This is a genomic window from Ensifer canadensis (genome assembly GCF_017488845.2).
In the GTDB taxonomy this organism is placed as follows: Bacteria; Pseudomonadota; Alphaproteobacteria; order Rhizobiales; family Rhizobiaceae; genus Ensifer; species Ensifer canadensis.
In genome coordinates this window covers 691736-716474 of sequence record NZ_CP083370.1, presented here as the reverse complement: position 1 = coordinate 716474, position 24739 = coordinate 691736, and the positions used below count along the sequence as shown (strand labels likewise).

Here is a 24739-nt window from a genome sequence, read left to right as displayed (position 1 = left end):
GCTACCGCGGCCGGCGGCACTCGAAGGTGACAACCTCGTCGCCATGCTTCGGCGCGCTGCCGAAGTCGTAATTGCCGGAAACGACGAGATCGACGAAGCCGGCAGCACGCAGGGTCAGCGCCATTTCCTCCACGCCCCACCAGCGCATCGTCAAGAATTCGAGCTCGCTCGACGCCAGCTTGCCTTCGCACCAGAGTTCGTAGCGCAGATGCGACACGGTCGTCTGGGCGATCAGGTCGGCCTTGACCCGTTGGCTGGTCAGCGTCAGCAGGTCGCCCGCCTCGGTCTGCCAATTGCGGATGCTCGGCTGGGTGTCGGCGAAAAGATCATGCGGATACAGGTCGAAGATCAGGCGACCGCCCGGCCGAAGATGGTCTAGGAAACGTTTGACGGTCGCAATCGCCGTGGCATGGTCGGCGATCAGCTGCAGCGATCCGGCGGGAATGACGATCGCCTCGAAGCGCTCCTCATGGGCAAAGGCCTCGAAAGTCTGCTGCGATAGCGCCGGTGTCAGCGAGCGTTCCTTGCAATGCGCCCGGCAATAGCCGAGCATTTCTGGCGACGCGTCGAAGCCTCTGACGTCAAGGCCGGCTTCAAGCAGCGGAATCAGCGCGCGACCGTTGCCGACAGCCGGTTCCAGTATCGGGCCGGAACACTCGTTCAAACGCTCGAGATAATACTCGACGTCGCCGAAGGACTTTCCAATATATTTGTCTAAATTATAAACATGAGAGGCAAGCTTGCCGTAAGAATTGTTCAACATGCATTCGTCCAAACTGCTGAAGAAAGTGAAACGCCTATCCTATACAGCAGCATGCTCCGATGCGGTGTCGTTCAATTGTCACGCCGATCGCTTTTGTGATGCGACGAGCTTCGCGCATGGCACCATCGGCTGCGGCAAGCCGACGACAGTTCTGACTTGACAGCCGCCCCGGAAATCCGGGACGGACCCGCACGCTCAGCCAGGCATGCGGCAGACGGCACCGACGAGTTTTAGCACGAAGGGGCGGACTGTCAGCACGCAAAGGAAAGCGACCGGCATCGCCAGCGCATAGGTGCTGAGCACACGGCCGGGGTAGCCGGCATCGATACCGGTGTTTACGCCGACGATGACGCAGCACATCAGAAACGCCATGATCGCCGACATGAAGAAGGCAAAGGTAATCGGCACCGCCCGCGGTGGCAGCTTGCGGCTGCGCGCGATCCGCGGCGGTGGCATCGTATCTTCCATGGTGAGGATCTCCATAGCTTGCCCGCAGGGACCATCCCAGCGGCATGGCCGGCACTATACGGATGACGTCGCGCGGAGGTAGGCCATTGCAGCCTTGCTCAGAGTTAGGCAAAACCATCGAATGGGAATACACAGTCGATGGATGTCATTATGGATACGTTGCGCGGCATCGAGAGTTTCGTTCGAAGCGTGGAGGAAGGCAGTATCGCCGCGGCGGCGCGCAAACTCGGCATCACGCCGGCCTCGGCAAGCCAGAATATCGCCCGACTGGAGCGGGCGCTCGGCGCCAGACTGCTTAGCCGCACGACCCGGCAATTGGGCCTCACGGAAAGCGGCCGGGTCTATTTCGACCGGGTGCGCAGCGTTGTCCATGATCTCGAACTCGCAGCCGTTGCAGTCGCATCGCTGAGCCAGGAGCCGCGGGGATCGCTGAAGATCGCGTCCTCGGTCGCCTTCGGCCGTCATGTGGTGGCGCCTCTCGTGCCATCCTTTGCCGCACGCCATCCGGAGGTCTCGATCGAACTCGTCGTCACCGATCGGGAGATCGACCACATCGGCGAGGGCATCGATATCAGCGTGCGCTTCGGCCTGCAGCTGGAGCCTGGGCTGATTGCGCGCAAGCTTGCCTCGGTGCCGATGGTCATCTGTGCCTCCCCGTCCTACATCGAGCGGCGCGGCCGGCCCGAGCACCCGGAAGACCTGATCCATCATCATTGCCTCGTCTACCGCTATGCCGGGCACGGGCGAATCTTTCGCTGGGGTTTCGTGCGGGATGGACTGCGTTTTGAGCCGGAACTGAAGGCAACGATCGTTAGCAACGATATCGACACACTTGCCGAAATGGCGATCGCCGGCGCCGGCATCACGCGGCTCGGTGCCTTCATCGCAACGGACCTGATTGCGCGCGGCCTGCTTGTGCCGCTGTTCGGCGGCGCACCGCGCGAAGGCATTGCCAACACCGACCACGAGCCCTTCGACTTCTATGCCTGCTTCGTCGATCGCCAGGCGGAAACGCCGAAGGTTCGCGCCTTCATTGAGCATGCGGCGCAGTCCCTCAAAGGTCGGTGGTAGCCGTCACGATCGCGCAACATCCCGCCGTCAGGCGAGCTCTACCTGGGCGACATTCTGCGCGGCTTCCTTTGCAAGCTTTGCCTCGCGGCGAAGCTTGAGCTTGTAACCGACTTCGACGATCGCATGGATCGCCGGGACGAATTCCTGACCGAGATCGCTCAGCCTGTATTCGACCGAAGGTGGCGATGTCGGCATGATCCGCCGTTCGATCGCACCCTTTTCCTCCATATCCTTCAGGCGCGTGCTCAGCACCTTCGCCGAAATGCCGGGAATATCGATCTTGAGTTCGCTGAAGCGGCGTGGACCGCCGCTCAGATACCAGATGATGTTGGGCGCCCAGGCGCCGCCAAGCATGACCATGCACTCCCCGACCGGGCAGGTCGGCGGCAATGCCGCAGCTCTATTCTTTCGAATTTTCAAGCTCATGGGCAAAATTCTCCAGTTACCGTGGGGAAACCGCAAACGTCGGTAACATAAAGTAATCTCATATACAAAAGTTATCGCTTCGGTTTAGGTTCCGCCGTCTTCGACAGAGACCATCATTGCAAAAGGAACATGGCCATGAAGCTTTATTACGCCCCCGGCGCCTGCTCGCTCTCGCCCCATATCAGCCTGCGCGAAGCGGGCGTCGAGTTCGAGATCGTCAAGGTCGATACCGCGACGCACCTCACCGAAAGCGGCGCCGATTTCAAGGCGGTCAACCCCAAGGGCTATGTGCCGGCACTGGTGCTCGAAACCGGCGACGTCGTCACCGAAGGTGCGGCCGTCGTGCAGTACATTGCCGATCGCTTTCCGAAGGCCGGGCTTGCCCCTGCCAACGGCACGCTGGAACGCACCCGCCTGCAGGAGCAGCTGAACTTCATCGCCTCCGAACTGCACAAGGCGTTCTCGCCGCTGTTCAGCAAGACGGCAAGCGTCGATGCCAAGGAGACGGCCGCGGCGCAGGTTTCCAAACGGCTCGGCAACGTCGAAACCCTGCTTTCCGATGGCCGCGCCCATCTGCTCGGCGAAGCCTTCTCCGTTGCCGACGCCTATCTCTTCACCGTCGTCAATTGGACCAGCGTCACCGGAATTTCGCTTAGCCCGTGGCCGCACCTGACGGCCTACATGCAGCGTGTTCGCGAGCGCCCGGCAGTGCAGGCAGCCATGAAGGCCGAAGGGCTGATCGCGGCATGAGCGGCACCCACAACGATCCGCACTTTGCGGCCGTCATCGATGTGCTCGGGCGCTACTTCGACGGGCTCTACCACAGCGACACGGCGATCCTGCGCGAGGTTTTTCACCCGAAAGCCCACTACGCCACCGCGACTGGGGGAGAACTGCTCGAACTCGACATGAACAGGTATTTCCCGATCGTCGACAAACGTCCCTCGCCGGCAAGCCGTGGCGAGGTGCGCGCAGACAGGATCGTCTCGATCGAATTTGCCGGCCCGGTGACGGCCTTCGCCAAGGTACAATGCGCAATCGGCGAGAAGGCGTTCACCGACTTCCTGTCGCTGATCTTCGTTGACGGACGCTGGCAGATCATCGCCAAGGTCTTTCACTACGACATCCGACAACCAGGCTAAGGAGCCAGCAATGCCCTATGTAAACATCAAGATCACCCGCGAAGGCGCGACCAGCGAACAGAAGGCGGCGCTCATCAAGGGCGTCACCGACCTGCTCGTCACGGTGCTCGACAAGAACCCGGCCACCACCTTCGTCGTCATCGACGAGGTGGCATTCGAAGACTGGGGCGTCGGTGGCCTGCCGGTGGAGGAATATCGAAAGCAACTGAAAGCAAAGAGCTAGTACCGCGCCACAGAGATTATGACTCTTTGACGGGGTAGGCTTTGCGGAGCTTTTGGCGGGCATTTTCGGTTGTGAACATCCATTGGATCTTTGCGCCATGGGTGTTGCGTTGCTGCTCCCAGGCTGCGACTTCGGCGATTATGGTGTCTTTGTTGTCGATACGACGGTCGAGGCACTGGCTACGCAGGACACCGATCTCTATCTCGACCATGTTAAGCCAACTGGCGTGCTTGGGCGTGTGGTGGAACTCGAGTCGCTTCAGCACCCTTCGAGCCTCCGGGGCGGGAAATGCGTCGTAAAGCGCCCCGGCGGAATGGGTGGAGAGGTTGTCCATCACCACGCGGATGATCGGGGCGTCGGGATAATCGACGTCGACCAGTTCGCGCATGCACTCGGCGAAGTCTTGGTTGGTTCGCCGATCGGTGACCTTCACCCTGCGCCAGGGCCGGTGGGCGTCCATGAAGACAAACAGATTGACCGTGCCATTTCGACGATACTCGCAGTCGTAGCGTTCAAGCTGGCCAGGCTTGGCCGCAATGGGCTCGCGCACTTCGCCGATGAGTTGGGTCGGGCTCTCGTCGAAGCAGACCACGGGCCTTTGTGGATCAGGCGTTTCTGCGTAGAGGTCGAGAACATCCTCCATGCGCGCGACGTATTCCCCATCGATCTTTGGGATGCACCACATGTTTTTGCGCCAAGGCTTGAGATGGTTCTCAGCCAGCCGGCGACGCACGGTCTCGGAGGACAACTCGTCATGATCGGTGAGCCGGACCATCTCATCGGCCAGAAGCTCAAGCGTCCAGCGGGCTCGCCCGGGCGGCGGCTTTGAGCAGGCGGTCGCCACCAACAGCGCCTCCTCCTTGGCTGATAGCTTGCGCCCAACGCCCGGGCGCGGTTCTTCACTGAGCGCGCCCTCCAGATTGGCTTCCACAAACCGGCGCTTGGTCCGGTAAATCGTCGATCCGCTGACGTTCAAGGTTGCCGCGATCGCCTCGTCGCTGAAGCCTTCGTCCGCCGCGACCAGGATCTGGGCGCGCTTGATCTTGCGCGACGCATGGCGTCCCCCGCTCAACAAAGCGGCCAGTTGATCACGTTCCGATTGGCTAAGCTCTATGTGAAACTTTATATTCATCGACACCTCCTTCAGCGCGGAGACGCAGATGAATCCGAAAATGAGTCCCTCACTTGACCCGCAAGCCGCAACGGCAACACATCGCCTTACGCAAATCCAAGGCCAGTACCTGGCCTTCATCTACGCCTACAGCCGCATCTTCAAACAGCCTCCGGCCGAAGCCGACATGCGTCGCCACTTCGGCGTTACGGCTCCGTCTGTTCACCAGATGGTGCTGACCCTCGAGAAGGCGGGTTTCATATCCCGCGTGCCAGGCGCCGCACGAAGCATCCAGCTTCTCATCCCACCAGAAGCCCTGCCCATTCTACGATAAGACAAACCGTCATAATCTCTGTGGCGCGGTACTAGTCGTTCCTCACTGCCTTGGGTCTGCCCAGCGAACGATCGAACGCTTGCCCGGTCGCGTTCCACTGCCTTCTCCCCACCGATGGGGAGAAGGAACCATCGACCGGCGAAGTCCTTTCCGCTTGATCGTCGCAGCCGGGCTCTCTATCTCATTGTCTCCCGCCGCATAAATCCCGGAGACACGCCTTGTCCGTTTTCAAGAACCTGCCCGAAGCTCCCGTCGCCGCGAAAAAGCCGGTGACCGATACGCGCCACGGCATCACCCGCACCGACGACTACGCTTGGCTGCGGGACGACAACTGGCAGGCAATGTTCAAGGATCCCTCGATCCTCAACCCTGACATCCGCAAGCATCTGGAGGCCGAAAACGCCTACATGAACGCGGCGATGGACGACACCAAGGCGCTGCAGAAGACGCTGTTTGCCGAGATGCGCGGCCGCATCAAGGAAGACGACAGTTCGATACCGGTGAAAGATGGCCCCTTTGCCTATGGCAGCCTCTACGTAACCGGCGGCGAGCAGCCGCGTTACTTCCGCATCCCGCGCGACGCCGACAATAAGGACGAGACCATCCGGCAGGTGCTGCTTGACGGCGACAAGGAAGCCGAAGGCAAGTCCTATTTCCGCCTTGCGGGCCTCGACCACTCGACCGACCACAGCCGCGGCCTTTGGGGGTACGACGACAAGGGATCGGAATATTTCACGCTGAAGGTGCGCGACCTTTCGACCGGCGAGGATCTTGCCGACGTGATCGAGAACACCGGCGGCGGCGGCGCCTGGGCGCCTGATGGCAAGAGCTTCTTCTACACCGTGCTTGACGACAACCACCGTCCGTCGAAGATCTTCCACCACGTGCTCGGTACGCCCCAGGCGGACGATCGGCTGGTCTATGAAGAAAAGGACCCAGGTTTCTTCATGTCGGTCGGCGGATCGCTCCTCGACGACTTCATCTACATCGACATCAACGACCACGAGACCAGCGAGTATCGCCTGCTTTCGACCAAGGATCTCACGGCCGAGCCGAAGCTGGTCGCCGGTCGCGTCATCGGTCTCGAATATGCCATGACCGAAGGCGGCGACGTCTTCTACATCCTCACCAATGCCGACGGCGCCAAGGATTTCAAGATCATGGAAGCGCCGGTGGAAGCACCGGGCAAGGAGAACTGGCGCGAGGTCGTGGCCCATAGGCCGGGTACGCTGATCCTCAGCCACATGGCCTATGCCCGCCACCTCGTCTGGCTGCAGCGCCGCGACGGTCTGCCGGAAATCGTCATCCGCGACCGCAAGACCGGCGAAGAGCACGCGATCGCCTTTGCCGAGGAAGCCTATTCGCTTGGGCTCTCCGGCGCTGCCGAATACGACACCGACGTCATCCGCTTTTCCTATTCGTCGATGACGACGCCGTCGCAGCTCTTCGACTATGACATGGCGACGCGTAAGCGCACGCTGCTCAAGACACAGGAAGTACCATCAGGGCACAATCCCGACGACTATGTCACCCGCCGCGTCTTCGCGCCGTCCTGGGATGGAACGAAGGTGCCGGTGACGTTGCTTTATCGTAAGGATACGCCGCTCGACGGTTCGGCACCGTGCCTGCTCTATGGCTACGGCGCTTATGGCATCACCATTCCTGCCGGCTTCAATACCAACTGCCTGTCGCTCGCCGACCGTGGCTTCGTCTATGCCATCGCCCATATCCGCGGCGGCAAGGACCGGGGCTTCTCCTGGTATGAGGACGGCAAGATGGCCAAGAAGACCAACACCTTCAAGGACTTCATCGCCGCCGCTGACTATCTGAATCAGGAGAAGTTCACGTCCTACGCGAACATCGTCGCCGAAGGCGGATCGGCCGGCGGCATGCTGATGGGCGCCATCGCCAACATGGCTCCGGAAAAATTCACCGGCATCATCGCCGCGGTGCCCTTCGTCGACGTGCTCAACACCATGCTCGACGACACCCTGCCGCTGACCCCGCCGGAATGGCCGGAATGGGGCAATCCGATCGACAGCCCTGAGTTCTACGACATCATCGCCGGCTATTCGCCCTACGACAATGTCGGGGCAAAACCCTACCCTGCAATCCTTGCGCTCGGCGGCTTGACCGACCCGCGCGTGACCTATTGGGAACCGGCGAAATGGGTCGCCCGCCTGCGCGAAAAGACCACGGGCGTTGAGCCGATCCTGATGAAGACCAACATGGACGCCGGCCACGGCGGCGCCTCCGGCCGCTTCCAGCGACTTGAAGAGATCGCCTTCGAGTATGCCTTCGCCATCAAGGTCGCCGGCAGAATGTAAAACCTACAGCGCCGTGCGTCGTTTCAGACGCACAAAAGTCGCTGTCGCACTTTGAATGGTTGCATGTTTTAGCCTTAGGTCGGATACGATCTAAGGAAACATGCAAGAGGAGACGCACCATGCCCGTTCACGTCGCCCTCCTTCGTGCCATCAATGTCGGCGGGGCCGGCATGCTGCCGATGGCCGACCTCAGAGCGATCTGCGAGGGGCTCGGCTTTAACGACGTGAAGACCTATATCCAGAGCGGCAACGTGCTGTTCCGCTCCGATTTGCCGGCGCCGGAGGCGGCGGCAAAACTCGATGCTGCGCTTGGCGAGAATCTCGGCAAGGCGCCCGGCGTGATGATCCAGAACGCCAGGCAGCTGCAGACGGTTGCCGAGAACGCCCCCTTCCCCGACGCCAAGACCAATCTGCTGCATGTGGTCTTCCTGCCGAATGCGGCGCCGGCGGACGCGCTCGACAGGCTTGTCGCGCCCGACGGTGAGGAAGTGCAGGTCGCCGGGCACGAAATCTATGTGCACTATCCTGGTGGATCCGGGCGATCGAAGCTGAAGCTGCCGGCGTTGAAGCCGGGCACCGCGCGCAACCTCAATACGGTGCGCAAGCTCGCCGAAATGGCGCAGACCATGGAAGACGACAAAGACTGATGCTCACGGGGCTGCCGGCTGGAACAGCAGCCGGACAAAGGTGCGGAAGACCAGCAGCTGGGCGGGCAGGTTCTTAGGCTCCTTCAGCGCCTTCGACAGGATGATGCCACCCTCGATCACCGTTGAGACCATGTCGGCAAGCTGGTCGACATCCAGCGGCTCACGTGGCCGGTAGACCTGCATGATATCGCGGAACATCGCTCCGAAACGGCGGCGCCACATCAGCGCCGCTTGCCGATTGATCTCCTGTATGTCGCGGTCGAAGGCACGCTCGTGGCTACAGATCACCGCAACCAGGCAGCCGGGGTGACCGTTCGGAAGATCGGAGAGCAGTTCCGACAACAGCTTGAGGCCAAGCAGAAACGCCTGGAGCGGATCGTCCGCAAGCTCGCGCGCCCGGCTGAAGATCTCGTCATAGATCCGCTCGTCGTTTTCAACGTAGCGTTCGAGCAGCGCCTTCGCCAGCTCGTTCTTGTCGCGAAAATGGTAGAAGAAACCGCTCTTGGTGATACCGGTCTCGGCGATCAACTCATCGATCGAGGTCCCGCCAAATCCCTTCGCCAGCACCGAGACTTCGGCGGCGTCGAGAATCTTGGCGCGCGTTTCCTCACCCTTTCGCATTAGCCGTTTCCCTACCTTCGGTACAGTTTCCACCAATGACATGGCGACCAGCGAGCAATGCCGCGGCAAATCGCAACCAGCAAGCCTATGATTTCACTGAGATATTTACGTATATTAGCAATAGTATACCTTAAGTCGCCTAGTTTAGAAGACGATAAAAAGGCAGAAATTTAACCATCCTTGCGGGAATGGGAGCGCTCCGCCGGGATCCAACGCTAGCAAAAAACGGGTGGAGACCGACATGGCCAAATACCGACGCAGCCTGCCGCTCATGAAAGGTGCAACCTTTCTCAGCGACGGCGGCATGGAAACGGCGCTGATCTTTCACGAAGGCGTCGAGCTCCCGCACTTTGCCTCCTTCGTCCTGCTGTCGACGTCCGAAGGACGACGGCGGCTGCTAAACTACTACACGCGCTATCTCGACATCGCACAACACCACGGCACTGGCTTCGTGCTCGACTCTGCGACCTGGCGTGCGAGCGCCGACTGGGGCGCCAAGCTTGGCTATGATGCCAGGGCGCTCGCCGAACTGAACCAGGATGCCGTCTATTTGCTGACGGAACTGCGCGCCGAGTACGAGCGGCCGCGGGCCCCGATCGTGCTCAGCGGTGCGATCGGCCCGCGTGGCGACGGCTACAGGGCTGGTCGCATGAGCCCTGACGAGGCCGAGGATTATCATGCCGCACAGGTCGCTGCCTTCGCCGTCAGCGACGCCGACATGATTTGCGCCTATACGATCACCAATATCGACGAGGCAATCGGCATCGCCCGCTCGGCGCAGAGCCACGGCATGCCCTGCGCCATCTCGTTTACGGTGGAGACAGACGGGCGGCTGCCGAACGGCCGCGCGCTCAAGGATGCGATCGAGACCGTCGATGCGGCGACCGGCCGGTTTCCGCAATACTACATGATCAATTGCGCCCATCCCGACCACTTCGACGCGAGTCTCGATGCCGGTAGCGCCTGGGTCCACAGGATCGGCGGCATCCGCGCCAATGCCTCGACGAAAAGCCACAGCGAGCTCGACGAAAGCGAGACGCTCGATCCCGGCGATCCGACGGCGCTCGGCCAGCAGTATCGGATGCTGACCGATCGTTTGCCGCGACTGCGCGTTCTCGGTGGCTGCTGCGGCACCGACCACCGCCATATCGCGGCGATTTGCGAGGCCTGCCTATCGCCGACGGCGCTTAGCGCCTGAAACGAAGACGGTACTCGCCCTCCCGGCCCTCCCGCGAACGACCTCTCGCGGGAGGGCGCCGCCTCGTCTGTCAACCCTCGCGAAACGGGGACAGCTCGTGTAGACTTGGCGCGAAAGGGCGGTGGCCGGAAGTCCCGGCAGAAACCGCTGACCGCAGAACCATGAACTACGCGCCTCCTTCGCCGACCGCCGAAACCGACGTCTTTCGCTTCGACAACAGTTTTGCGCGGTTGCCGCAGCAGTTCTTCGCCCGTGTCGACCCGACACCGGTTGCCGAACCCTGGCTGATCAAGCTCAACCGGCCGCTTGCCGAAGAACTCGGCCTCGACGTCGACAGTCTCGGGCGCGACGGCGGGCAGATCTTTTCCGGCAACAGCGTGCCTGCCGGTGCCGCGCCGCTCGCCATGGCCTATGCCGGCCACCAGTTCGGCACCTTCGTGCCGCAGCTCGGCGATGGCCGCGCGATCCTTCTTGGCGAGGTCATCGATCGGAACGGGCAGAGGCGTGACATCCAGCTGAAGGGACCGGGACAGACCCCGTTCTCGCGACGCGGCGACGGGCGGGCAGCGCTTGGCCCGGTGCTGCGTGAATACATCGTCAGCGAAGCCATGTTCGCGCTCGGCATCCCGACGACGCGAGCGCTTGCCGCCGTGGTAACCGGCCAACCTGTTTATCGCGAGCAGATCCTGCCGGGTGCCGTCTTTACCCGTGTTGCGGCAAGTCACATCCGCGTCGGCACCTTCCAGTTTTTTGCGGCGCGCGGCGACATGGCTTCGGTCCAGGCCCTGGCCGACTATGCGATCGACCGCCACTACCCGGAGGTACGGGATGACGAGCGCCCCTATCTCGCCTTCTTCAAGGCGGTGGTCGCGCGGCAGGCGGTATTGATTGCCCGCTGGCTGCATGTCGGCTTCATCCATGGCGTCATGAACACCGACAACATGACGATCTGGGGTGAGACCATCGACTTCGGCCCCTGCGCCTTCATGGATGCCTACGATCCGAAGAAGGTGTTCTCCTCGATCGATCAGTTCGGACGCTACGCCTATGCGAGCCAGCCGGCGATCGGCCAATGGAACCTGACGAGGCTTGCCGAGACGCTGGTGCCGCTCTTTGATCCGGTGGCGGCGACCGCGGTCGATCTCGCGAACGATGCGCTCGGCGAATATGGCGCGATCTTCCAGCGGCATTGGCTCGACGGCATGCGCCGCAAGATCGGGCTTGTCGGCGAGGAGGAAGGCGACCTTGATCTCGTCCAGGCGCTGCTGACGGCGATGCATCACGGTGAAGCCGACTTCATCCTCACCTTCCGCCGGCTTTGCGACTGTGCGGCCGATCCAGCGGCGGACGCTGCCCTGATATCCCTGTTCACCGACCCTGCCAGGATTGCCTCATGGCTTGCCGATTGGCGACAGCGCCTGGAGCGAGAGCCCGGCGCAGCAGGCGAGCGCACCGTGGCAATGAGGGCGGTCAACCCGGCCTATATTCCGCGCAACCACCGTATCGAACAGGCGATTGCAGCAGCGACGGAAGATGCCGACTTCTCGCTGTTCGAAGCGCTCGTCGACGTGACGTCCAAGCCCTACGAAGACCAGCCGCGTTTTACCGCCTATGCCGATCCGCCGCAGCCGGAAGAGGAAGTGCGGCAAACCTTCTGCGGCACGTGAGGTAAATCGACGGCAGCATAGTGCGCGCGCCCGGTAGTCGTGGCCTATGGCTTTCGGCCATAGGCCGACAGGAATATCCGCACGCTTTCCCTTGCGTGGGCGCGAAGAGCACCGGCATCGGGAATCGCCCGATCGCCGAGCAGCATGGCATCGTTGACGGGCTCGCCCATCACCAGCCAGTTGAAGAAGGACGCAGCGGCGCGCAGGTCCTGCGCCTCGACATCGCCGGCCTCGCGGTAATGAGCAAGGGCCTTTCTGAGCCTGTCGATCGAACGACGCGGCCCCTTCGCATGCAGTCTTTTGCCCAATTCCGGAAAGCGTTCCGCCTCGCCAATCACCAGGCGCCGCAGTTGCATCAGCCGCGGCGTCATGACGATCGCCAGCTGCTGCTCGGCGAAATCGAGCAGAAAATCCTCGATCGGGCGCCCATCTATGGGATCGGCGACCTGCTCCTCCAGCTCATCACCGGCCACGCCCGTCATGCCGGTGACAATATCGAGGAAGAGCGCCTCCTTGGTTCCGAAGTGGGCATAAACGGTCTGTTTCGACACGACGGCCATCGCCGCCACCTCGTCCATGTTGGTCGCGAGGAACCCGCGCTGCAGAAACAGCTCAGTGGCGGCAGTCAGGATGGACTGGCGCTTTCTCGTCATTCGCGTCTCGACGGGATTCGTCATTCTCAACCACGACCTCTCAGATGAGCACGCGATAGCACAAGTTCCTGACTACAGCGCCGCGCGTCTTATTAGGCGCGCAAAGGTCGCAGTAGCACGACCGCATTGACAAATCAAACTGGACGGTACAGTTTGATTTCTTATGAAGGCGGAGACGGCGGGTGAGCAAGAGCGAAAACCGGACCTTGAATGCGCAATGCAACTGCGGGCGGGTGCAGATGCACGCCGTCGGCAGGCCGATCGTGGCGACCGCCTGCTATTGCGCGAGCTGCCGGAAGGCAGGCGCACTGCTCGAGGCAATACCCGGCGCCGCACCAGTACTCAACAGCGATGGGTCCACGGACTTCGTGCTCTTCCGCAAGGATCGGATAGACTGCGTGCGTGGGGCCGATCAGCTTCGCGAGCACCGGCTGACGCCGACGTCGAAGACCCGCCGTGTCGTCGCCACCTGCTGCAATGCGCCGATGTTTCTCGAGTTTACCAGCGGCCATTGGCTGACGCTCTACCGGCATCGTCTCGACAAGGACGCCCGCCCACCCCTGCAGATGCGGGTAATGACGCGGGACCGCCGGGCAGATGTCAGCGTCAAGAACGACCTGCCGAGCTACGCCGGTCATTCCGGAAAATCCATGCTGAAGCTGATCGGCGCCTGGGCGGCAATGGCTTTCCGGTCCCCGAAGATCGACTATGTCAAGGGAGAGCTTGATGGCCATGGAACGTGAAAAGGTCGAGATCCAGAACATCGTTTCCCCAGGACACGTCACACGTGTCGACAAGGTGAAGTACGATGCAATGAAGGATGCGCTTCTCACCGCCCTATCGCGTGAGCAGTCCGCCCTCACGATCGCGGAAGCCAAGCAGAAGCTGCTGCCATTGCTGCCGGACGATCTTTTTCCAGGCGGCGCGAAGGCCGGTTGGTGGCTGAAGGCCGTCCAGCTCGATCTCGAGGCCAAGGGCGTGCTGCGTCGGGAAAACACCAAACCGCTGCGCCTTCGGCTCGCTTAGTCAGCCGAGACCGCGCGGTGAGCGCGCGACAGTGATCGTCTGCCGCGTGACGACGGCTGCCCCCTCACATCAAAGCAGCAAAGCGTCACTCGATCCCTCGGCGCGCAACTTCATTGCGGGCACCCTAATTTTTTGCGCTGCGAAATTATGGCTATTGAAAGGCAGGACCGGCGCGTTAGGTGCTAGGGGGCGGGCAGTCGCGTGACTTGCCCAAGCCCGATCTGACGGCCGCGGCCTCCTTCGCGACCGCCGACCCCGAAACCGATTTTTTCCCGCGCGGCCGCTCATTCGCGCCGCCTCAATGAAAAAGCCGTGCCACGGCGCCGTTCTTCAATTCGGGAGTTCCCACCATGCTCATTCTGGCGGCCATCGTCTTCGCCCTCATTGGCCTTGCGCTCGGCGGCGGCGGAGCCAAGCTCCTGATGCTTGGCGGCAGTCCCTATTATCTCATCGCCGGCATCGGCTTTCTGCTGACGGCCATCCTTCTCTTCATGCGCAAGGCCGCCGCCATCTGGCTTTATACGCTCGTCATCCTTGGCTCGCTCACCTGGGCCGTCTGGGAAGTCGGTTTCGACTGGTGGCAACTGGGCCCTCGTGGCGGCATCATCGTGCTGCTCGGCCTGTGGCTGATGCTACCGGCGGTCCGGCGTCCGCTCGGATTTGAGAGCCCGACAGGAGAACGGTATGCCGCCAGTGCCTGGCCGCTGGCGCTTGCCGTGCTCGTGTCGATCGGCATTGCCGGCTACTCGATGACCCAGGATCCGCACGACATCCGCGGCGATCTGCCGAGCGACGTGGTCGCCGCCAATCCGCCTCTCGGCGGCAACGTACCATCAGGAGAATGGCATCAATACGGGCGCACGCCATTCGGTCAGCGTTATGCGCCGCTCGATCAGATCACGCCCGAAAATGTCGCCAATCTCAAGGTCGCCTGGCAATATCAGACGGGCGACATCAAACGCCCCGAAGACGTGGGCGAGACCACCTATCAGGTGACGCCGATCAAGGTGAAGGACACGCTCTTTGCCTGCACGCCGCACAACTGGGCGATCGCGCTTGACGCGGCGACCGGCGAAGAGAAGTGGAAATATGACAGCAACTCCGGCATGAACCCTGACCGGCAGCACCAGACCTGCCGCGGCGTCACCTATTGGGCCGACCCGGCGGCAACCGCCGGCAGCGTCTGCGCCGAGCGGGTCTATCTGCCGACATCCGATGCCCGCCTGATCGCGCTCGATGCGGCAACCGGCGCCGTCTGCACCGGCTTTGCCGACAACGGTGTGCTGCACCTCGAAAAGGGCATGAAATACAATCCGGCCGGTTATTACTACTCGACCTCGCCGCCGGTTGCGGTTGCCGGAAAGCTGATCATTGGCGGCGCCGTCAACGACAACTATTCCACCCAGGAGCAATCCGGCGTCATCCGCGCCTTCGACATCAACACCGGCGCGCTCATTTGGAACTGGGACAGCGGCAATCCCGATGTAGCGACGCCGCTTGCCGAGGGCCAGACCTACAGCACCAACTCGCCCAACAGCTGGTCGGTATTCAGCTACGACGAGGGCCTTGGCCTCGTCTATATTCCCATGGGCAACCAGGTGCCGGACCAGCTCGGCATGGGGCGCAGCGAGCACGTGGAGAAATATTCCTCCTCCATCGTCGCGCTCGATATCAACTCCGGTGCTGTGCGTTGGGTGCAACAGACGGTGCACCACGACCTCTGGGACATGGACGTGCCCGCACAACCGGCACTGCTCGACGTCACCAAGGAGGATGGCACGGTCGTGCCGGCACTCGTCGGTCCGACGAAGCAGGGCGACATCTATGTGCTCGATCGACGGAGCGGCGAGCCGATCATCCCGATTGCGGAAGTCGCGGCACCCAAGGGCGCAATCCCGGAAGATTTTACCGCACCGACCCAGCCGGTCTCCGGCCTGACCTTCATGCCCGCCCCGCTGCAAGAGCGGAACATGTGGGGCGTGACGATGTTCGATCAGCTCGCCTGCCGCATATCGTTCCGCTCGTTGAAATACGAGGGTCGCTATACGCCGCCGTCGCTTGAGGGAACGCTCGTCTATCCCGGCAACTTCGGCACGTTCAACTGGGGCTCGGTCGCGGTCGACCCGGAGCGACAGGTGATGTTCGGCATGCCGACCTACCTCGCCTTCACCTCTCGTCTCGTTCCGCGCGATCAGATCCCGCCGAAGGGCCAGGACGAAAAGGGATCCGAGCAAGGCCTCAACCGCAACGACGGCGCGCCCTATGGCGTCTTCATGGGCCCGTTCCTCGGCCCGCTAAAAATCCCCTGCCAGGCGCCGCCATGGGGCTATGTTGCCGGTGCCGACCTCAGGACCGGCAAGATCGCCTACAAACACAAGAACGGCACCGTCGAGGACATGACGCCTTTGCCGCTGCCCTTCAAAGTCGGCGTTCCCGGCATCGGCGGACCGATGATCACCAAGGGCGGCGTCGCCTTCCTTGGGGCGGCAGTCGACGATTATCTGCGCGCCTATGACGTGACGACCGGCGAACAGCTCTGGGAGGCGCGCCTTCCGGCCGGCGGCCAGTCGACGCCGATGAGCTACACGGTCGGCGACAAGCAATATGTGGTGATCGTCGCCGGCGGCCACGGCTCGGTCGGCACAAAGCCCGGAGACTACGTCATCGCCTATACCCTACCCTAAAACGCGAAAAGGCATCCCTAATTCTCGCTAATGGGTTGCATCGGCAAGCCCCGCGCAAGCCACCAGAAGCAGCCTCCCCCGGACAGCAGATTCCGGGGGCTTCCCATGAAGATCGATAGCAGCATCTCCAACTATTATTTCTCGCAGCGCCGTGCCCAATCGGGAACGGTCATGCCGCTCGAAGAAACTGGCGGCGGTGACACGCGCCCGCGGCTCTCGCCGACCATTGCGCCGGCATCCACGTCGGCCTCGCTATCGAACGCCTTCTGGATCAGCGCATCCCGGGATGAAGAGGCCAAGCCTTCGATCGGAAGCGGCGAACAGACCGCCTCCGGCGATTCAGTCAGCGACGAATTCCTGAAACGCGCCAAGATGAGCCTGGCGGAACAGATCCGTGCACAGATCCTGGAAGCGCATGGCATCACCGAAGACGAGCTGAAGGCGATGGATCCGGAGCAGCGCGAAGCGATCGAGGAGGAAATCCGCAAGGCGGTCGAACGCGCGATGGGCATCGACCAGCAGCGCGACGATACCGCATCCGATATCGCCGACGGAAGCGCCGCATGAATCGCCTGCAAGCTTCGACGCGACGACATTTCTGGGGCTTCATGCCCGGAATGCTGTAGATCGCCTTGACTATAACAATGCTGGACGTCGCAGCGGCCAGGTTATCAGATTGAAGACAGCTGAAGACGCCATGACCAGTGCTCACCTGACGATCGGCGGTTAGACCATCTCCGCCGCCATCCGGCCGACATCGGCAAAGACGGTGTTCAGCTCAGCCAGCGGCGCCGTCGCCTCAGCGATGTAGACCGCGATCAGGAGCGGTCCCCTACCCTCGGGCCAAACGATGGCGATGTCAGACGCGGCGCCGTTGCCGTTGGTTCCCGTCTTGTCGCCGACCTTCCAGGCCTTCGGCAGGCCGGCGCGGATGCGCAGGTCGCCAGTGGTATTGGCGACCATCCACTCGATCAACAGCTTGCGCGACGCTTCCGCCAGCACGGGGCCGAAAGCAAGATTGCCGAGCGTCTCCAGCATTGCGGCAGGCGTGGTCGTGTCGCGTGGGTCACCCACTTTCGCCTCGTTGAGTGCGGGCTCGTTCCGGTCGAGGCGCGTGGTCTCATCGCCGATCGTGCGCAACCAGGCGGTCAGCGCCGGCGGACCGCCGAAATTTTCCAGCAAAAGGTTTGCCGCCGCGTTGTCGCTTGTCGTCAACGTCGCGGCACAGAGTTCGGCGATCGTCATGCCCTCGCCGCCGACATGCTTCTCGGTTACCGGCGAATGGGCGACGATATCCTTCTGCGCAACGACGATACGGCGATCAAGCTTTTCGGCGCCCTGATCCGCACGGGCGAGCGCGAATCCCGCCGCCAGCGTCTTGAAGCTCGAGCACATGGCGAAACGCTCGCTCTCGCGGCGGCCGAACGACACGTTGGTTTCCATATCGAGAACGGAAACGCCAAGCCGTCCGCCCGTGCGCTTTTCGAGTTCGGCAAGGCGTGTATCGACATCGCCGCCGGTGGCGGCTTTTGCGGCCGGGCCGAGGGCGATTGCCGGATAGATCAGCGCGGAGCCGACGAGCAATTGGCGGCGATTGATGAGCAGCGGCACGTGTTCCTCCGTCGTGCGCCACGCATATATGCCGACGCTCTAACTAACTGTTGCAAAACATGCATTCGGATCGACGCTGGGCCGAATCGAGTGCCGTGCAGATCGCTAGGCGGTGATTGTGGCGTCCTTGTGCCACCTTTTTTCGAATGAGAGGATGACGGCCCGAATGTCTCGATTCGACGGTTGCGGCTCAACAGAGCGGACTGGTATGAAGTCGCAACAAAACAGGGATACTGATCCGTGCGCCTGATCCGTTAGCGACGCTCACCGGCAAGAAAGAACCACCGACGCCAAGGCCGCCTCGCGGCACCGTTTGGCGTGGGCATTTTTTTAAGGCCGATGAGAGCGCCAACCATTGAGCCATCGTTCTCCGGCCGTTTGCAGGATCATATCCATGACAACGACCAGTTCATCCCTGCCTGAAACCGGTAGCCTGCGCGCCGGTCCGTTCGAGCTCGGCTATCGCATCGAGGGCAGCGGCATGCCGCTGCTCGTCATTGGCAGCGCCGCCTACTATCCCAGTACCTTCTCGAAGCAACTGCGCCAGCGGACAAAGCTCCATTTCATCGATCACCGCGGCTTCGCGCCGGCGCATGCGTCCTACACGCGCGATGATATCGGCTTCGACGTGGTCCTCGACGATATCGAGTGGATGCGCCGGCATCTCGGTCTCGATCGCTTCGCCGTCCTCGGGCACTCCGGCCACGGCTACATGGCGCTCGAATACGCCAAACGCCATCCCCAGAATATCAGCCACGTGATCATGGTCGGCACCGGACCGAGCCATTCCGCCGCGCATACGGCGCTTGCCGATCGCCGGTGGGAGGAGCTGGTCGCGCCGGAGCGCAAGGCGATCTTCGAGCGCGAGATGGCCGAACTTGGCACCGATATCGCCGCCCGACCGGAGGAGCGGTTCAAGTCGCTGCTCATCCGTCTTGGCGCCAAGAGCTGGCATCTACCCGCCTTCGACGCGGCACCGCTATGGCGTGATGTCACCGTCAACAATCCCGTCTTCGACCATCTCTGGGGCGAAGTGTTTCGCGACATCGATATTCGGGACGGGCTCGACCGGCTTGCGATGCCGGTGCTCTTGGCACTCGGGCAATGCGATTATCTCGTTGCGCCGGCCGAGACCTGGGACGCCTATCGCCGGGACTTTCCGGATCTGACGGTCCGCATGTTCGAAAAAAGCGGCCACACACCGCAGCTTGAGGAAAGCGATCTCTTCGACGAGACGCTGCTTGCCCTTCTCGCACGCTAACCGGCATCGCCAAGGGAAAGGCCCGATCGGGCCTTTCCTCCCAGCCCCACATTGACCGTCGCCGGAAAGCGATTATCTAATGCTCCAGAAGCTATAGGTTTGGAGCATGGACATGTATTCGATCGGCGATCTCTCCCGCCGCACGGGCGTAAAAATTCCGACAATCCGCTACTACGAGCAGATGGGGTTGATTGCGGCCCCGGAACGCTCCGAAGGCAACCAGCGGCGCTACGAGAAACGCGAACTCGAACGTCTCGCCTTCGTCCGCCATGCACGCGATCTGGGGCTTTCGATCGAATCGATCCGCGATCTGCTGGCCTTGAGCCAGCATCCGGAGCGCCCCTGCGGCGAAGCAGACCGTATCGCCAGGGAACACCTGATCACCGTGCGGGAGAAAATCGCCCAGTTGCAGAAACTGGAACGCGAGCTCGAGCGCATCGTCGCCTGCAACGGCGACCACACGATCGGCGATTGCTACGTCATCCGTGCGCTTGCAGACCATTCCATGTGCGACAGCGACCATTGAGCGCCGGCGCGAGGCTGCAGACTTGGGCCGACTTCGAACGGAGTCGCGACCCGTCTCCAACTCAGTGCAAAAATCCCCGTTGACAAAAGCGCGGAAACGGACAATCTACGCACATGATCAAGAACGCACCCATCTGCCGCGCGTTTTTTTGGCTGTTCCCATAGGAGCGGCCTGCTGATCAATTTCAACAAGGCCGCCATCAGGCGGCTTTTGTTTTTCACGGCACCTGATGGCTAGAGAACCATGAGGAGCCGACAATGCTACAGACCGCCATCCCCTCTCTCCATCCTCTGCCATCGACGCGGCCGCCGATGGTGACGATCCGTTGCGCCAAACAGCGCGACCTTCCCGAACTGCGCGAAATGATCGCGGAACTCGCCGCCCATCACGGCGACGCAGCCCCGATCACGCCGGAGCAGCTCGAGCGCGACCTCTTCGGTCGCACGCCCTGGATCACCGCGCTTGTCGCGGAGGCCGGCAACCGACTGATCGGCTACGCCATCCTCGTGCCGATCTACCGGGCTGCGGAAGGCGCGCGCGGCATGGAGCTGCATCATCTCTTCGTGCGCTCCGACAATCGCGGCACCGGCATCGGCCGCCACCTCGTCGCCAAGGCGCGCGAACAGGCGAAGATGGCCGGCTGCGATTACCTGTCGGTCAGCGCCGCCACGGGTAATTTCAAGGCATCACTTCTACGAATCCGAGCGCTTCGTACCTCGCCCGGTAACGGGCATGCGCTATATGCAGAAACTTGGCTGAGGATGAGGCGATGCGGCTTGCAATCGTGCTTCATGAAGGGTTTGCGGATTGGGAATGCGCGTTGTTGATGGCGACGGCGCGCGCTCACCTCGGCGTCGATATCGACGTCGCCACCCTGGACGGCGCGGCAGTCACGTCGATGGGCGGGCTCGACGTCTCCGCGCATCTGTCGATCGACGCGCTCGACCCCGCGGGCTTCGATGGCCTGGTGATCTGCGGCGGCGCGATCTGGGGAACCGCCGACGCCCCCGACCTCTCCACCACGATCCGCTCCTTCCATCGGCAGGAACGGCTGGTCGCCGCCATCTGCGGCGGCGTCGATGCGCTGGCGTCGAGCGGAATTCTCGACGCCACGGATCACACCGGAAACAGCGCGGACAGCCTTGCGTCACTCCGCGGCTATCACGGACACGGCTCCTATCGCGATCAGCCGCAGGCTCTCAGCCACAACCGTGTGGTCACGGCTGCCGGCACGGCGCCGGTCACCTTTGCGGTCGAGATCTTTCGCGCGCTCGGTCTCGGCTCGCCCGAACTCGACGGCTATGCAGCGCTTTATGGCCGGGAACATGCGGCAGCAACGACAGCCGCATGAGCAAGTTAAAGCGCATCACGATCTCTACAGCGCCGCGCGTCTTATTAGACGCGCAAAGGTCGCTGTAGCACTTTGAATGGCTGCATGTTTTAATCCTTAAATCGAATAGGATTTAAGGAAACATGCAGTAGGATTCGCTTGCCGCGCTTCAAAATCTTTGTCTTTTGCGCCTGTCGGCATCGCAAAACCGCTGAACACTTTTGCGCGACATGCTTCGGCGATCACAACCAGGTCGATATCTGCTCAAGCGGCTTCTTCACCTTGCCGGCCACCGGCACGGTCGCGTCGGGCGCGGGGTAACCGACCACCAGGATCAGAAACGGCTTTTCGCTGTCCGGCCGTCCGCAGATTTCGTTGAGAAAATTCATCGGCGCCGGCGTATGGGTCAGTGTCGCGAGCCCGGCATGGTGCAGCGCCGCGATCAGAATGCCGGTGGCAATGCCGACGCTTTCGTTGATGTAGTAGTTCTTCTTCGTGTCGCCCGGATTGGGGCCACCACGCTTCTGCGAGAAGATGGCAATCAGGTAGGGCGCCGTCTCCAGAAACGGCTTGTCCTCATCGGTGCCAAGCGGCGCCAGCGCGTCGAGCCACTCCTGCGGGGCCTTCTGCTGATAGAAGACGCGCTCCTCCTCTTCGGCGGCTTCACGCACCTTCGCCTTGATGCCAGGGCTTTCGATGACCGCGAAATGCCAGGGCTGGTGGTTCGCGCCGCTCGGGGCGGTGCCGGCTGCCAGCAGACAGGTCTCGATCACCGCGCTCGGCACCGGCCTTTCGCTGAAGGAGCGCGTGGTGCGGCGGCGGTTGATGTCCTCGTAGAATTCAGCCGCACGCGCTGCCATCTCCTCGGGGCTGCGCTCGATCCATTGGTCGTAGGGCACGGTTTCATGAGCACGCATGGCAAGTCTTCTCCTACAGCGGCGCGCGTCTTATCAGACGCGCCAAGGTCGCTTCAGCACTTTGAATGGCTGCATGTTTTATCCTTAAATCGAATAGGATTTAAGGAAACATGCAGTAGTTCCAGGAGACGTTAGAGCGTGCCGACCACCCGGAATCAAGCGGCCCGGACTACGCTTCAGAGTGCGGGAACGGCCTTGAGATAGGCGGCAATCGCCTCGCGGTCGGCAGCGGTCAACTTCGCCATATTCTTCTGGACTTCGACCATGGAGCCACCAACGGAATCGAATTCCGGCGTGAAACCGGTTTCGAGATAGGAGGCGATGTCGGAGGCGCTCCAGCCGCCGATGCTCTTCGAGCCCGGCGTGATGTCGGGGATGCGTCCCTTACCTTCCGGGTTCGGCGCGCCAGCCAGCCACTGGGCCGGCTCGAAGCCACCAAGCGCGTTTCGTGGCGTATGGCACTCGCCACAATGACCCGGCCCTTCGACCAGATATTGGCCGCGCGTCAGCTTCGGATCGGCGGCATCGATGGTCACGCGTGGGGTGTCGGTGAGGAACAGCAGCTTCCAGCCGCCGAGCGCCAACCGCATATTATAGGGGAACGGCAGCTCGTGGTCCGGCGCAACGTCGCTCGCCTTCGGCAGCGTCTTGATGTAGCCCCAGAGGTCGTTGACATCCTTCGGCGTCATCCTGATGTAGGAGGCGTAGGGGAAGGACGGATAGAGATGTTCGCCGTTTCGACCGACGCCCCGCGTCATGGCGTTGCCGAATTCCGCAAGCGTCCATCCGCCGATACCGGCCGCTTCGTCAGGCGAGATATTCGGCGCGTGGAAGGTGCCAAATGGGCTTTTTAGCGGCGGCCCGCCGGCAAGAACCAGCCGGGCGTCACCCTCGCTGCCGCGCTTTGCATGGCAGCTGACGCAGCCGCCGGCCCAGAAAATCTGCTCGCCATTGGTCAGATCTGGCTCTCCGAGACCCTCCCAATGAGCCGCCGCCCAGGGCGCGGGCTTGGTCAGCCACCAAAAGGCCGCACCGCCGACAAGGCCCAGAATCACGAGACCCGAGACCAGCTTTCTAATCCGTCGGCCCATCAGGCTTCCTTTCAACTGCATCCCCAACCCGCTACAGCGCCGCGCGTCTTATCAGACGCGCCAAGGCCGCTGTAGCACTTTGAATTGCTGCATGTTTTTATCCTTGAATCGGATACGTTTTAAGGAAACATGCAGTAGGTTCGCTCACACTCAAAACTGCGTGACAAGCCACAACCTTACTGCGGCAACAGCGCGATGATGCGCCGAAACAGTCGGCGCATCGTCTGAGAATTTCGGGGAGAACGACCTACCGTCAGTCCTTCTTCAGGCGATAGGTCTCATGACAGCTGCCGCAATCCTTGCCGAGCATGCCGAGTGCCGCACCGACGCCAGCCTGATCGGCCGGAAGCTGGGCGAGCACGGCGTCGGTGTCAGAACCAAGCTTGGCCGCCTTGGCTTTGAAATCGTCCATGTTCTCCCAGATCTTCGGGCTTGCTTCCGTCTCCAAACCGGTTTCGGAACCGGCCGGGAAATGGTCCGGGAAGACCTTGACCGACTCGGAGATGGTCGTCAGCGACGCCTTGACGATCTCAGCGTCATAAGGCTTTTCGCCCTTGGCGATACCACCGAGCGCACCAGCAGCCTGACCAACCTTCTTCATCAGGGCCTGACGAACCGCCTGCGGTTCGTCAGCCGCGGTCACGGCGGTAACGCCAAGCCCAGCGAGGGCGGCCGCAAGCATTAGAGCGCGTATCTTCATCGTGATCTCCCGGTCATTCGAATCCGCATCTGCGGCCTTCGTGTTGAATGCGCCGGCATGATGTCATTTTAGCCTTTCGACGGAAGTAACATTTTTTTGATGTCCTTGTCACAACAGCATAATTTGACGCGGCCGCGCGATTCTTGATCGTCTCGACCGCGTCGTTCCAATAACATGACTACAGCAGTCATGTTTGTACGTGACGGCTCTACCGTCCGCCGGCCCAGCCCTGCCAGACGGTGAAAGCTGCGACCAGCACCAGAACAACGCCGGCGATACGGCCGATCAGAACCGTCGCACCGGGGCTGCCGACGAGAAAGTCGCGGCCGCGACCGGCGGCGAGCGCCAAGCCGCCATAGACGGCAAGCTGGGTGGTGGCGATCATCAACGCCATGACCGCCGCCTGCGACCATACCGGCCCGAATTGGGGTTTGAGAAACTGCGGATAGACCGCCAGCATGAAGAGATAGGCCTTCGGGTTCATCAGGCTGGTGAGTGCGCCCTGACGAAAGCTCGCCCAGCGCGACAGCCGCGCGGCGCCGTCGATACCGCCGATGGTGATGGAACTGCGGATGAGGGAATAGCCGATCCAGGCGATATAGGCGGCACCGCCGATGAGCAGCACGTTGAACAGTTGCGGCACCAGATGAAGGATGACGCTGACCCCGAGCGCCGCGTAGAGGGTGTGAAGGACACCGCCCGCCATGATACCGGCCGTCGCCGACAGGCCGGAGGCTCGCCCCCCGGTCAGCGAATTCGCCAGCACGAAGATCATATCCATGCCCGGCACGATGATGATGCCGAAGAGAAGGGTGAAGAAAAGCCAGAGATTTTCCGTATAGCTCATGTCAGTTGTCCGAGGTCCGTTCGATCGTTGCCTGAGCGGATTGCTTATTTTTCAATCCGTTGCCCAATGTTATAAGCGTCGCCAACTGACAGGGT

The 24739-nt window shown here is 61.9% G+C and carries 27 protein-coding genes and 1 pseudogene; 17 read left to right on the top strand and 11 right to left on the bottom strand.

Annotated elements, in window-relative coordinates:
- Position 1: 1 nt before the first annotated feature.
- Positions 2-763 carry a class I SAM-dependent methyltransferase gene (locus J3R84_RS03475; RefSeq protein WP_225906455.1) on the bottom strand — a complete coding sequence of 254 codons (762 nt, stop codon included), beginning with the start codon at positions 761-763 and terminating at the stop codon, positions 2-4.
- Between the two features lie 195 nt (positions 764-958).
- Positions 959-1231 carry a DUF2798 domain-containing protein gene (locus J3R84_RS03470; protein ID WP_025426304.1) on the bottom strand — a complete coding sequence of 91 codons (273 nt, stop codon included), beginning with the start codon at positions 1229-1231 and terminating at the stop codon, positions 959-961.
- Between the two features lie 138 nt (positions 1232-1369).
- Here J3R84_RS03470 and J3R84_RS03465 point away from each other — a divergent pair, with 138 nt between their 5' ends.
- Positions 1370-2302 (top strand): LysR family transcriptional regulator, encoded by a 933-nt coding sequence (locus J3R84_RS03465; RefSeq protein ID WP_107026877.1) that lies wholly within the window; start codon positions 1370-1372, stop codon positions 2300-2302.
- 27 nt (positions 2303-2329) lie between these two features.
- On the opposite strand, the gene J3R84_RS03460 is transcribed toward J3R84_RS03465, so the two are convergent.
- Positions 2330-2728 carry a winged helix-turn-helix transcriptional regulator gene (locus tag J3R84_RS03460; protein WP_025426302.1) on the bottom strand — a complete coding sequence of 133 codons (399 nt, stop codon included), beginning with the start codon at positions 2726-2728 and terminating at the stop codon, positions 2330-2332.
- A gap of 135 nt (positions 2729-2863) precedes the next feature.
- On the opposite strand from J3R84_RS03460, the gene gstA reads away from it, so the two are divergent.
- From gstA to J3R84_RS03445, 3 genes are read left to right on the top strand one after another with little or no spacing between them, the layout of a single operon-like run.
- On the top strand, positions 2864-3478 hold the full coding sequence (gstA, locus tag J3R84_RS03455) for a glutathione transferase GstA (protein ID WP_025426301.1): 615 nt from the start codon (positions 2864-2866) through the stop codon (positions 3476-3478).
- Positions 3475-3870, top strand: a complete 396-nt coding sequence (locus tag J3R84_RS03450; RefSeq protein WP_025426300.1) for a nuclear transport factor 2 family protein — start codon at positions 3475-3477, stop codon at positions 3868-3870. Before gstA ends, J3R84_RS03450 begins: the two co-directional genes overlap by 4 nt.
- 10 nt (positions 3871-3880) lie before the next feature.
- Positions 3881-4093, top strand: coding sequence for a tautomerase family protein (locus tag J3R84_RS03445; RefSeq protein ID WP_025426299.1), 213 nt, complete (start codon positions 3881-3883; stop codon positions 4091-4093).
- 16 nt (positions 4094-4109) lie between these two features.
- Here J3R84_RS03445 and J3R84_RS03440 read toward each other — a convergent pair whose 3' ends face one another.
- Entirely contained in the window at positions 4110-5225 is a 1116-nt protein-coding gene (locus J3R84_RS03440; protein ID WP_057221884.1) for an IS630 family transposase, read from the bottom strand.
- Between the two features lie 28 nt (positions 5226-5253).
- Here J3R84_RS03440 and J3R84_RS03435 point away from each other — a divergent pair, with 28 nt between their 5' ends.
- The 3 genes from J3R84_RS03435 (at position 5254) to J3R84_RS03425 (ending at position 8512) form a co-directional block, all read left to right on the top strand.
- Positions 5254-5538, top strand: coding sequence for a LexA family protein (locus tag J3R84_RS03435; RefSeq protein WP_225968538.1), 285 nt, complete (start codon positions 5254-5256; stop codon positions 5536-5538).
- 218 nt (positions 5539-5756) lie between these two features.
- Entirely contained in the window at positions 5757-7865 is a 2109-nt protein-coding gene (locus J3R84_RS03430; protein ID WP_025426298.1) for a S9 family peptidase, read from the top strand.
- A gap of 119 nt (positions 7866-7984) precedes the next feature.
- Positions 7985-8512, top strand: coding sequence for a DUF1697 domain-containing protein (locus J3R84_RS03425; RefSeq protein WP_203527590.1), 528 nt, complete (start codon positions 7985-7987; stop codon positions 8510-8512).
- A 3-nt stretch (positions 8513-8515) separates the two neighbouring features.
- Here the strand turns inward: J3R84_RS03425 and J3R84_RS39000 are convergent, their stop codons facing one another.
- Positions 8516-9133, bottom strand: a complete 618-nt coding sequence (locus tag J3R84_RS39000) for a TetR/AcrR family transcriptional regulator (RefSeq protein ID WP_025426296.1) — start codon at positions 9131-9133, stop codon at positions 8516-8518.
- Positions 9134-9374: 241 nt separating this feature from the next.
- Here J3R84_RS39000 and J3R84_RS03415 point away from each other — a divergent pair, with 241 nt between their 5' ends.
- Both J3R84_RS03415 and J3R84_RS03410 read left to right on the top strand, forming a co-directional pair.
- Positions 9375-10331 carry a homocysteine S-methyltransferase family protein gene (locus J3R84_RS03415; RefSeq protein ID WP_203527592.1) on the top strand — a complete coding sequence of 319 codons (957 nt, stop codon included), beginning with the start codon at positions 9375-9377 and terminating at the stop codon, positions 10329-10331.
- Between the two features lie 161 nt (positions 10332-10492).
- Complete coding sequence (locus J3R84_RS03410; protein WP_203527594.1) at positions 10493-11998, top strand: protein adenylyltransferase SelO; 1506 nt, start codon at positions 10493-10495, stop codon at positions 11996-11998.
- Between the two features lie 44 nt (positions 11999-12042).
- On the opposite strand, the gene J3R84_RS03405 is transcribed toward J3R84_RS03410, so the two are convergent.
- The gene (locus tag J3R84_RS03405; protein ID WP_225906244.1) at positions 12043-12651 is read right to left on the bottom strand and encodes a TetR/AcrR family transcriptional regulator; all 609 of its coding nucleotides are present in this window, start codon (positions 12649-12651) and stop codon (positions 12043-12045) included.
- A gap of 182 nt (positions 12652-12833) precedes the next feature.
- Here J3R84_RS03405 and J3R84_RS03400 point away from each other — a divergent pair, with 182 nt between their 5' ends.
- The 4 genes from J3R84_RS03400 to J3R84_RS03385 all read left to right on the top strand — a co-directional run bounded on the left by J3R84_RS03400 (position 12834) and on the right by J3R84_RS03385 (position 16928).
- A complete protein-coding gene (locus tag J3R84_RS03400) occupies positions 12834-13394 on the top strand; it encodes a GFA family protein (protein ID WP_025426292.1) in 561 nt (186 codons plus the stop codon).
- Positions 13378-13677 carry a DUF6958 family protein gene (locus J3R84_RS03395; RefSeq protein ID WP_025426291.1) on the top strand — a complete coding sequence of 100 codons (300 nt, stop codon included), beginning with the start codon at positions 13378-13380 and terminating at the stop codon, positions 13675-13677. Before J3R84_RS03400 ends, J3R84_RS03395 begins: the two co-directional genes overlap by 17 nt.
- Positions 13678-14027: 350 nt before the next feature.
- Entirely contained in the window at positions 14028-16361 is a 2334-nt protein-coding gene (locus J3R84_RS03390; protein WP_025426290.1) for a glucose/quinate/shikimate family membrane-bound PQQ-dependent dehydrogenase, read from the top strand.
- A gap of 105 nt (positions 16362-16466) precedes the next feature.
- On the top strand, positions 16467-16928 hold the full coding sequence (locus J3R84_RS03385) for a hypothetical protein (RefSeq protein WP_203527596.1): 462 nt from the start codon (positions 16467-16469) through the stop codon (positions 16926-16928).
- A gap of 159 nt (positions 16929-17087) precedes the next feature.
- Here J3R84_RS03385 and bla read toward each other — a convergent pair whose 3' ends face one another.
- Positions 17088-17972, bottom strand: coding sequence for a class A beta-lactamase (bla, locus tag J3R84_RS03380; RefSeq protein WP_025426288.1), 885 nt, complete (start codon positions 17970-17972; stop codon positions 17088-17090).
- 394 nt (positions 17973-18366) lie between these two features.
- On the opposite strand from bla, the gene J3R84_RS03375 reads away from it, so the two are divergent.
- The 4 genes and pseudogenes from J3R84_RS03375 (at position 18367) to J3R84_RS03360 (ending at position 21110) form a co-directional block, all read left to right on the top strand.
- A complete protein-coding gene (locus J3R84_RS03375) occupies positions 18367-19233 on the top strand; it encodes an alpha/beta fold hydrolase (protein ID WP_025426287.1) in 867 nt (288 codons plus the stop codon).
- Between the two features lie 112 nt (positions 19234-19345).
- Entirely contained in the window at positions 19346-19759 is a 414-nt protein-coding gene (locus J3R84_RS03370) for a MerR family transcriptional regulator (protein WP_025426286.1), read from the top strand.
- A gap of 257 nt (positions 19760-20016) precedes the next feature.
- Positions 20017-20518, top strand: a pseudogene (locus J3R84_RS03365) (GNAT family N-acetyltransferase).
- 10 nt (positions 20519-20528) lie between these two features.
- A complete protein-coding gene (locus tag J3R84_RS03360; RefSeq protein ID WP_025426284.1) occupies positions 20529-21110 on the top strand; it encodes a DJ-1/PfpI family protein in 582 nt (193 codons plus the stop codon).
- 221 nt (positions 21111-21331) lie between these two features.
- On the opposite strand, the gene J3R84_RS03355 is transcribed toward J3R84_RS03360, so the two are convergent.
- The 4 genes from J3R84_RS03355 to J3R84_RS03340 all read right to left on the bottom strand — a co-directional run bounded on the left by J3R84_RS03355 (position 21332) and on the right by J3R84_RS03340 (position 24644).
- Positions 21332-22006: a nitroreductase family protein gene (locus tag J3R84_RS03355; protein WP_025426283.1), complete on the bottom strand. Its 675-nt coding sequence runs from the start codon at positions 22004-22006 to the stop codon at positions 21332-21334.
- 176 nt (positions 22007-22182) lie between these two features.
- Positions 22183-23097 carry a cytochrome c gene (locus J3R84_RS03350; RefSeq protein ID WP_025426282.1) on the bottom strand — a complete coding sequence of 305 codons (915 nt, stop codon included), beginning with the start codon at positions 23095-23097 and terminating at the stop codon, positions 22183-22185.
- 253 nt (positions 23098-23350) lie between these two features.
- Positions 23351-23797, bottom strand: a complete 447-nt coding sequence (locus J3R84_RS03345; protein WP_203527598.1) for a c-type cytochrome — start codon at positions 23795-23797, stop codon at positions 23351-23353.
- Positions 23798-24005: 208 nt separating this feature from the next.
- The gene (locus J3R84_RS03340) at positions 24006-24644 is read right to left on the bottom strand and encodes a LysE family translocator (RefSeq protein WP_025426280.1); all 639 of its coding nucleotides are present in this window, start codon (positions 24642-24644) and stop codon (positions 24006-24008) included.
- Positions 24645-24739 lie beyond the last annotated feature (95 nt).

Coding starts and splice junctions, on each gene's coding strand:
- J3R84_RS03475 (WP_225906455.1), bottom strand. CDS start 763: ATGTTGAACAATTCTTACGGCAAGCTTGCCTCTCATGTTTATAATTTA.
- J3R84_RS03470 (WP_025426304.1), bottom strand. CDS start 1,231: ATGGAAGATACGATGCCACCGCCGCGGATCGCGCGCAGCCGCAAGCTG.
- J3R84_RS03465 (WP_107026877.1), top strand. CDS start 1,370: ATGGATGTCATTATGGATACGTTGCGCGGCATCGAGAGTTTCGTTCGA.
- J3R84_RS03460 (WP_025426302.1), bottom strand. CDS start 2,728: ATGAGCTTGAAAATTCGAAAGAATAGAGCTGCGGCATTGCCGCCGACC.
- gstA (WP_025426301.1), top strand. CDS start 2,864: ATGAAGCTTTATTACGCCCCCGGCGCCTGCTCGCTCTCGCCCCATATC.
- J3R84_RS03450 (WP_025426300.1), top strand. CDS start 3,475: ATGAGCGGCACCCACAACGATCCGCACTTTGCGGCCGTCATCGATGTG.
- J3R84_RS03445 (WP_025426299.1), top strand. CDS start 3,881: ATGCCCTATGTAAACATCAAGATCACCCGCGAAGGCGCGACCAGCGAA.
- J3R84_RS03440 (WP_057221884.1), bottom strand. CDS start 5,225: ATGAATATAAAGTTTCACATAGAGCTTAGCCAATCGGAACGTGATCAA.
- J3R84_RS03435 (WP_225968538.1), top strand. CDS start 5,254: ATGAATCCGAAAATGAGTCCCTCACTTGACCCGCAAGCCGCAACGGCA.
- J3R84_RS03425 (WP_203527590.1), top strand. CDS start 7,985: ATGCCCGTTCACGTCGCCCTCCTTCGTGCCATCAATGTCGGCGGGGCC.
- J3R84_RS39000 (WP_025426296.1), bottom strand. CDS start 9,133: ATGCGAAAGGGTGAGGAAACGCGCGCCAAGATTCTCGACGCCGCCGAA.
- J3R84_RS03415 (WP_203527592.1), top strand. CDS start 9,375: ATGGCCAAATACCGACGCAGCCTGCCGCTCATGAAAGGTGCAACCTTT.
- J3R84_RS03410 (WP_203527594.1), top strand. CDS start 10,493: ATGAACTACGCGCCTCCTTCGCCGACCGCCGAAACCGACGTCTTTCGC.
- J3R84_RS03405 (WP_225906244.1), bottom strand. CDS start 12,651: ATGACGAGAAAGCGCCAGTCCATCCTGACTGCCGCCACTGAGCTGTTT.
- J3R84_RS03395 (WP_025426291.1), top strand. CDS start 13,378: ATGGCCATGGAACGTGAAAAGGTCGAGATCCAGAACATCGTTTCCCCA.
- J3R84_RS03390 (WP_025426290.1), top strand. CDS start 14,028: ATGCTCATTCTGGCGGCCATCGTCTTCGCCCTCATTGGCCTTGCGCTC.
- J3R84_RS03385 (WP_203527596.1), top strand. CDS start 16,467: ATGAAGATCGATAGCAGCATCTCCAACTATTATTTCTCGCAGCGCCGT.
- J3R84_RS03375 (WP_025426287.1), top strand. CDS start 18,367: ATGACAACGACCAGTTCATCCCTGCCTGAAACCGGTAGCCTGCGCGCC.
- J3R84_RS03370 (WP_025426286.1), top strand. CDS start 19,346: ATGTATTCGATCGGCGATCTCTCCCGCCGCACGGGCGTAAAAATTCCG.
- J3R84_RS03360 (WP_025426284.1), top strand. CDS start 20,529: ATGCGGCTTGCAATCGTGCTTCATGAAGGGTTTGCGGATTGGGAATGC.
- J3R84_RS03355 (WP_025426283.1), bottom strand. CDS start 22,006: ATGCGTGCTCATGAAACCGTGCCCTACGACCAATGGATCGAGCGCAGC.
- J3R84_RS03350 (WP_025426282.1), bottom strand. CDS start 23,097: ATGGGCCGACGGATTAGAAAGCTGGTCTCGGGTCTCGTGATTCTGGGC.
- J3R84_RS03345 (WP_203527598.1), bottom strand. CDS start 23,797: ATGAAGATACGCGCTCTAATGCTTGCGGCCGCCCTCGCTGGGCTTGGC.
- J3R84_RS03340 (WP_025426280.1), bottom strand. CDS start 24,644: ATGAGCTATACGGAAAATCTCTGGCTTTTCTTCACCCTTCTCTTCGGC.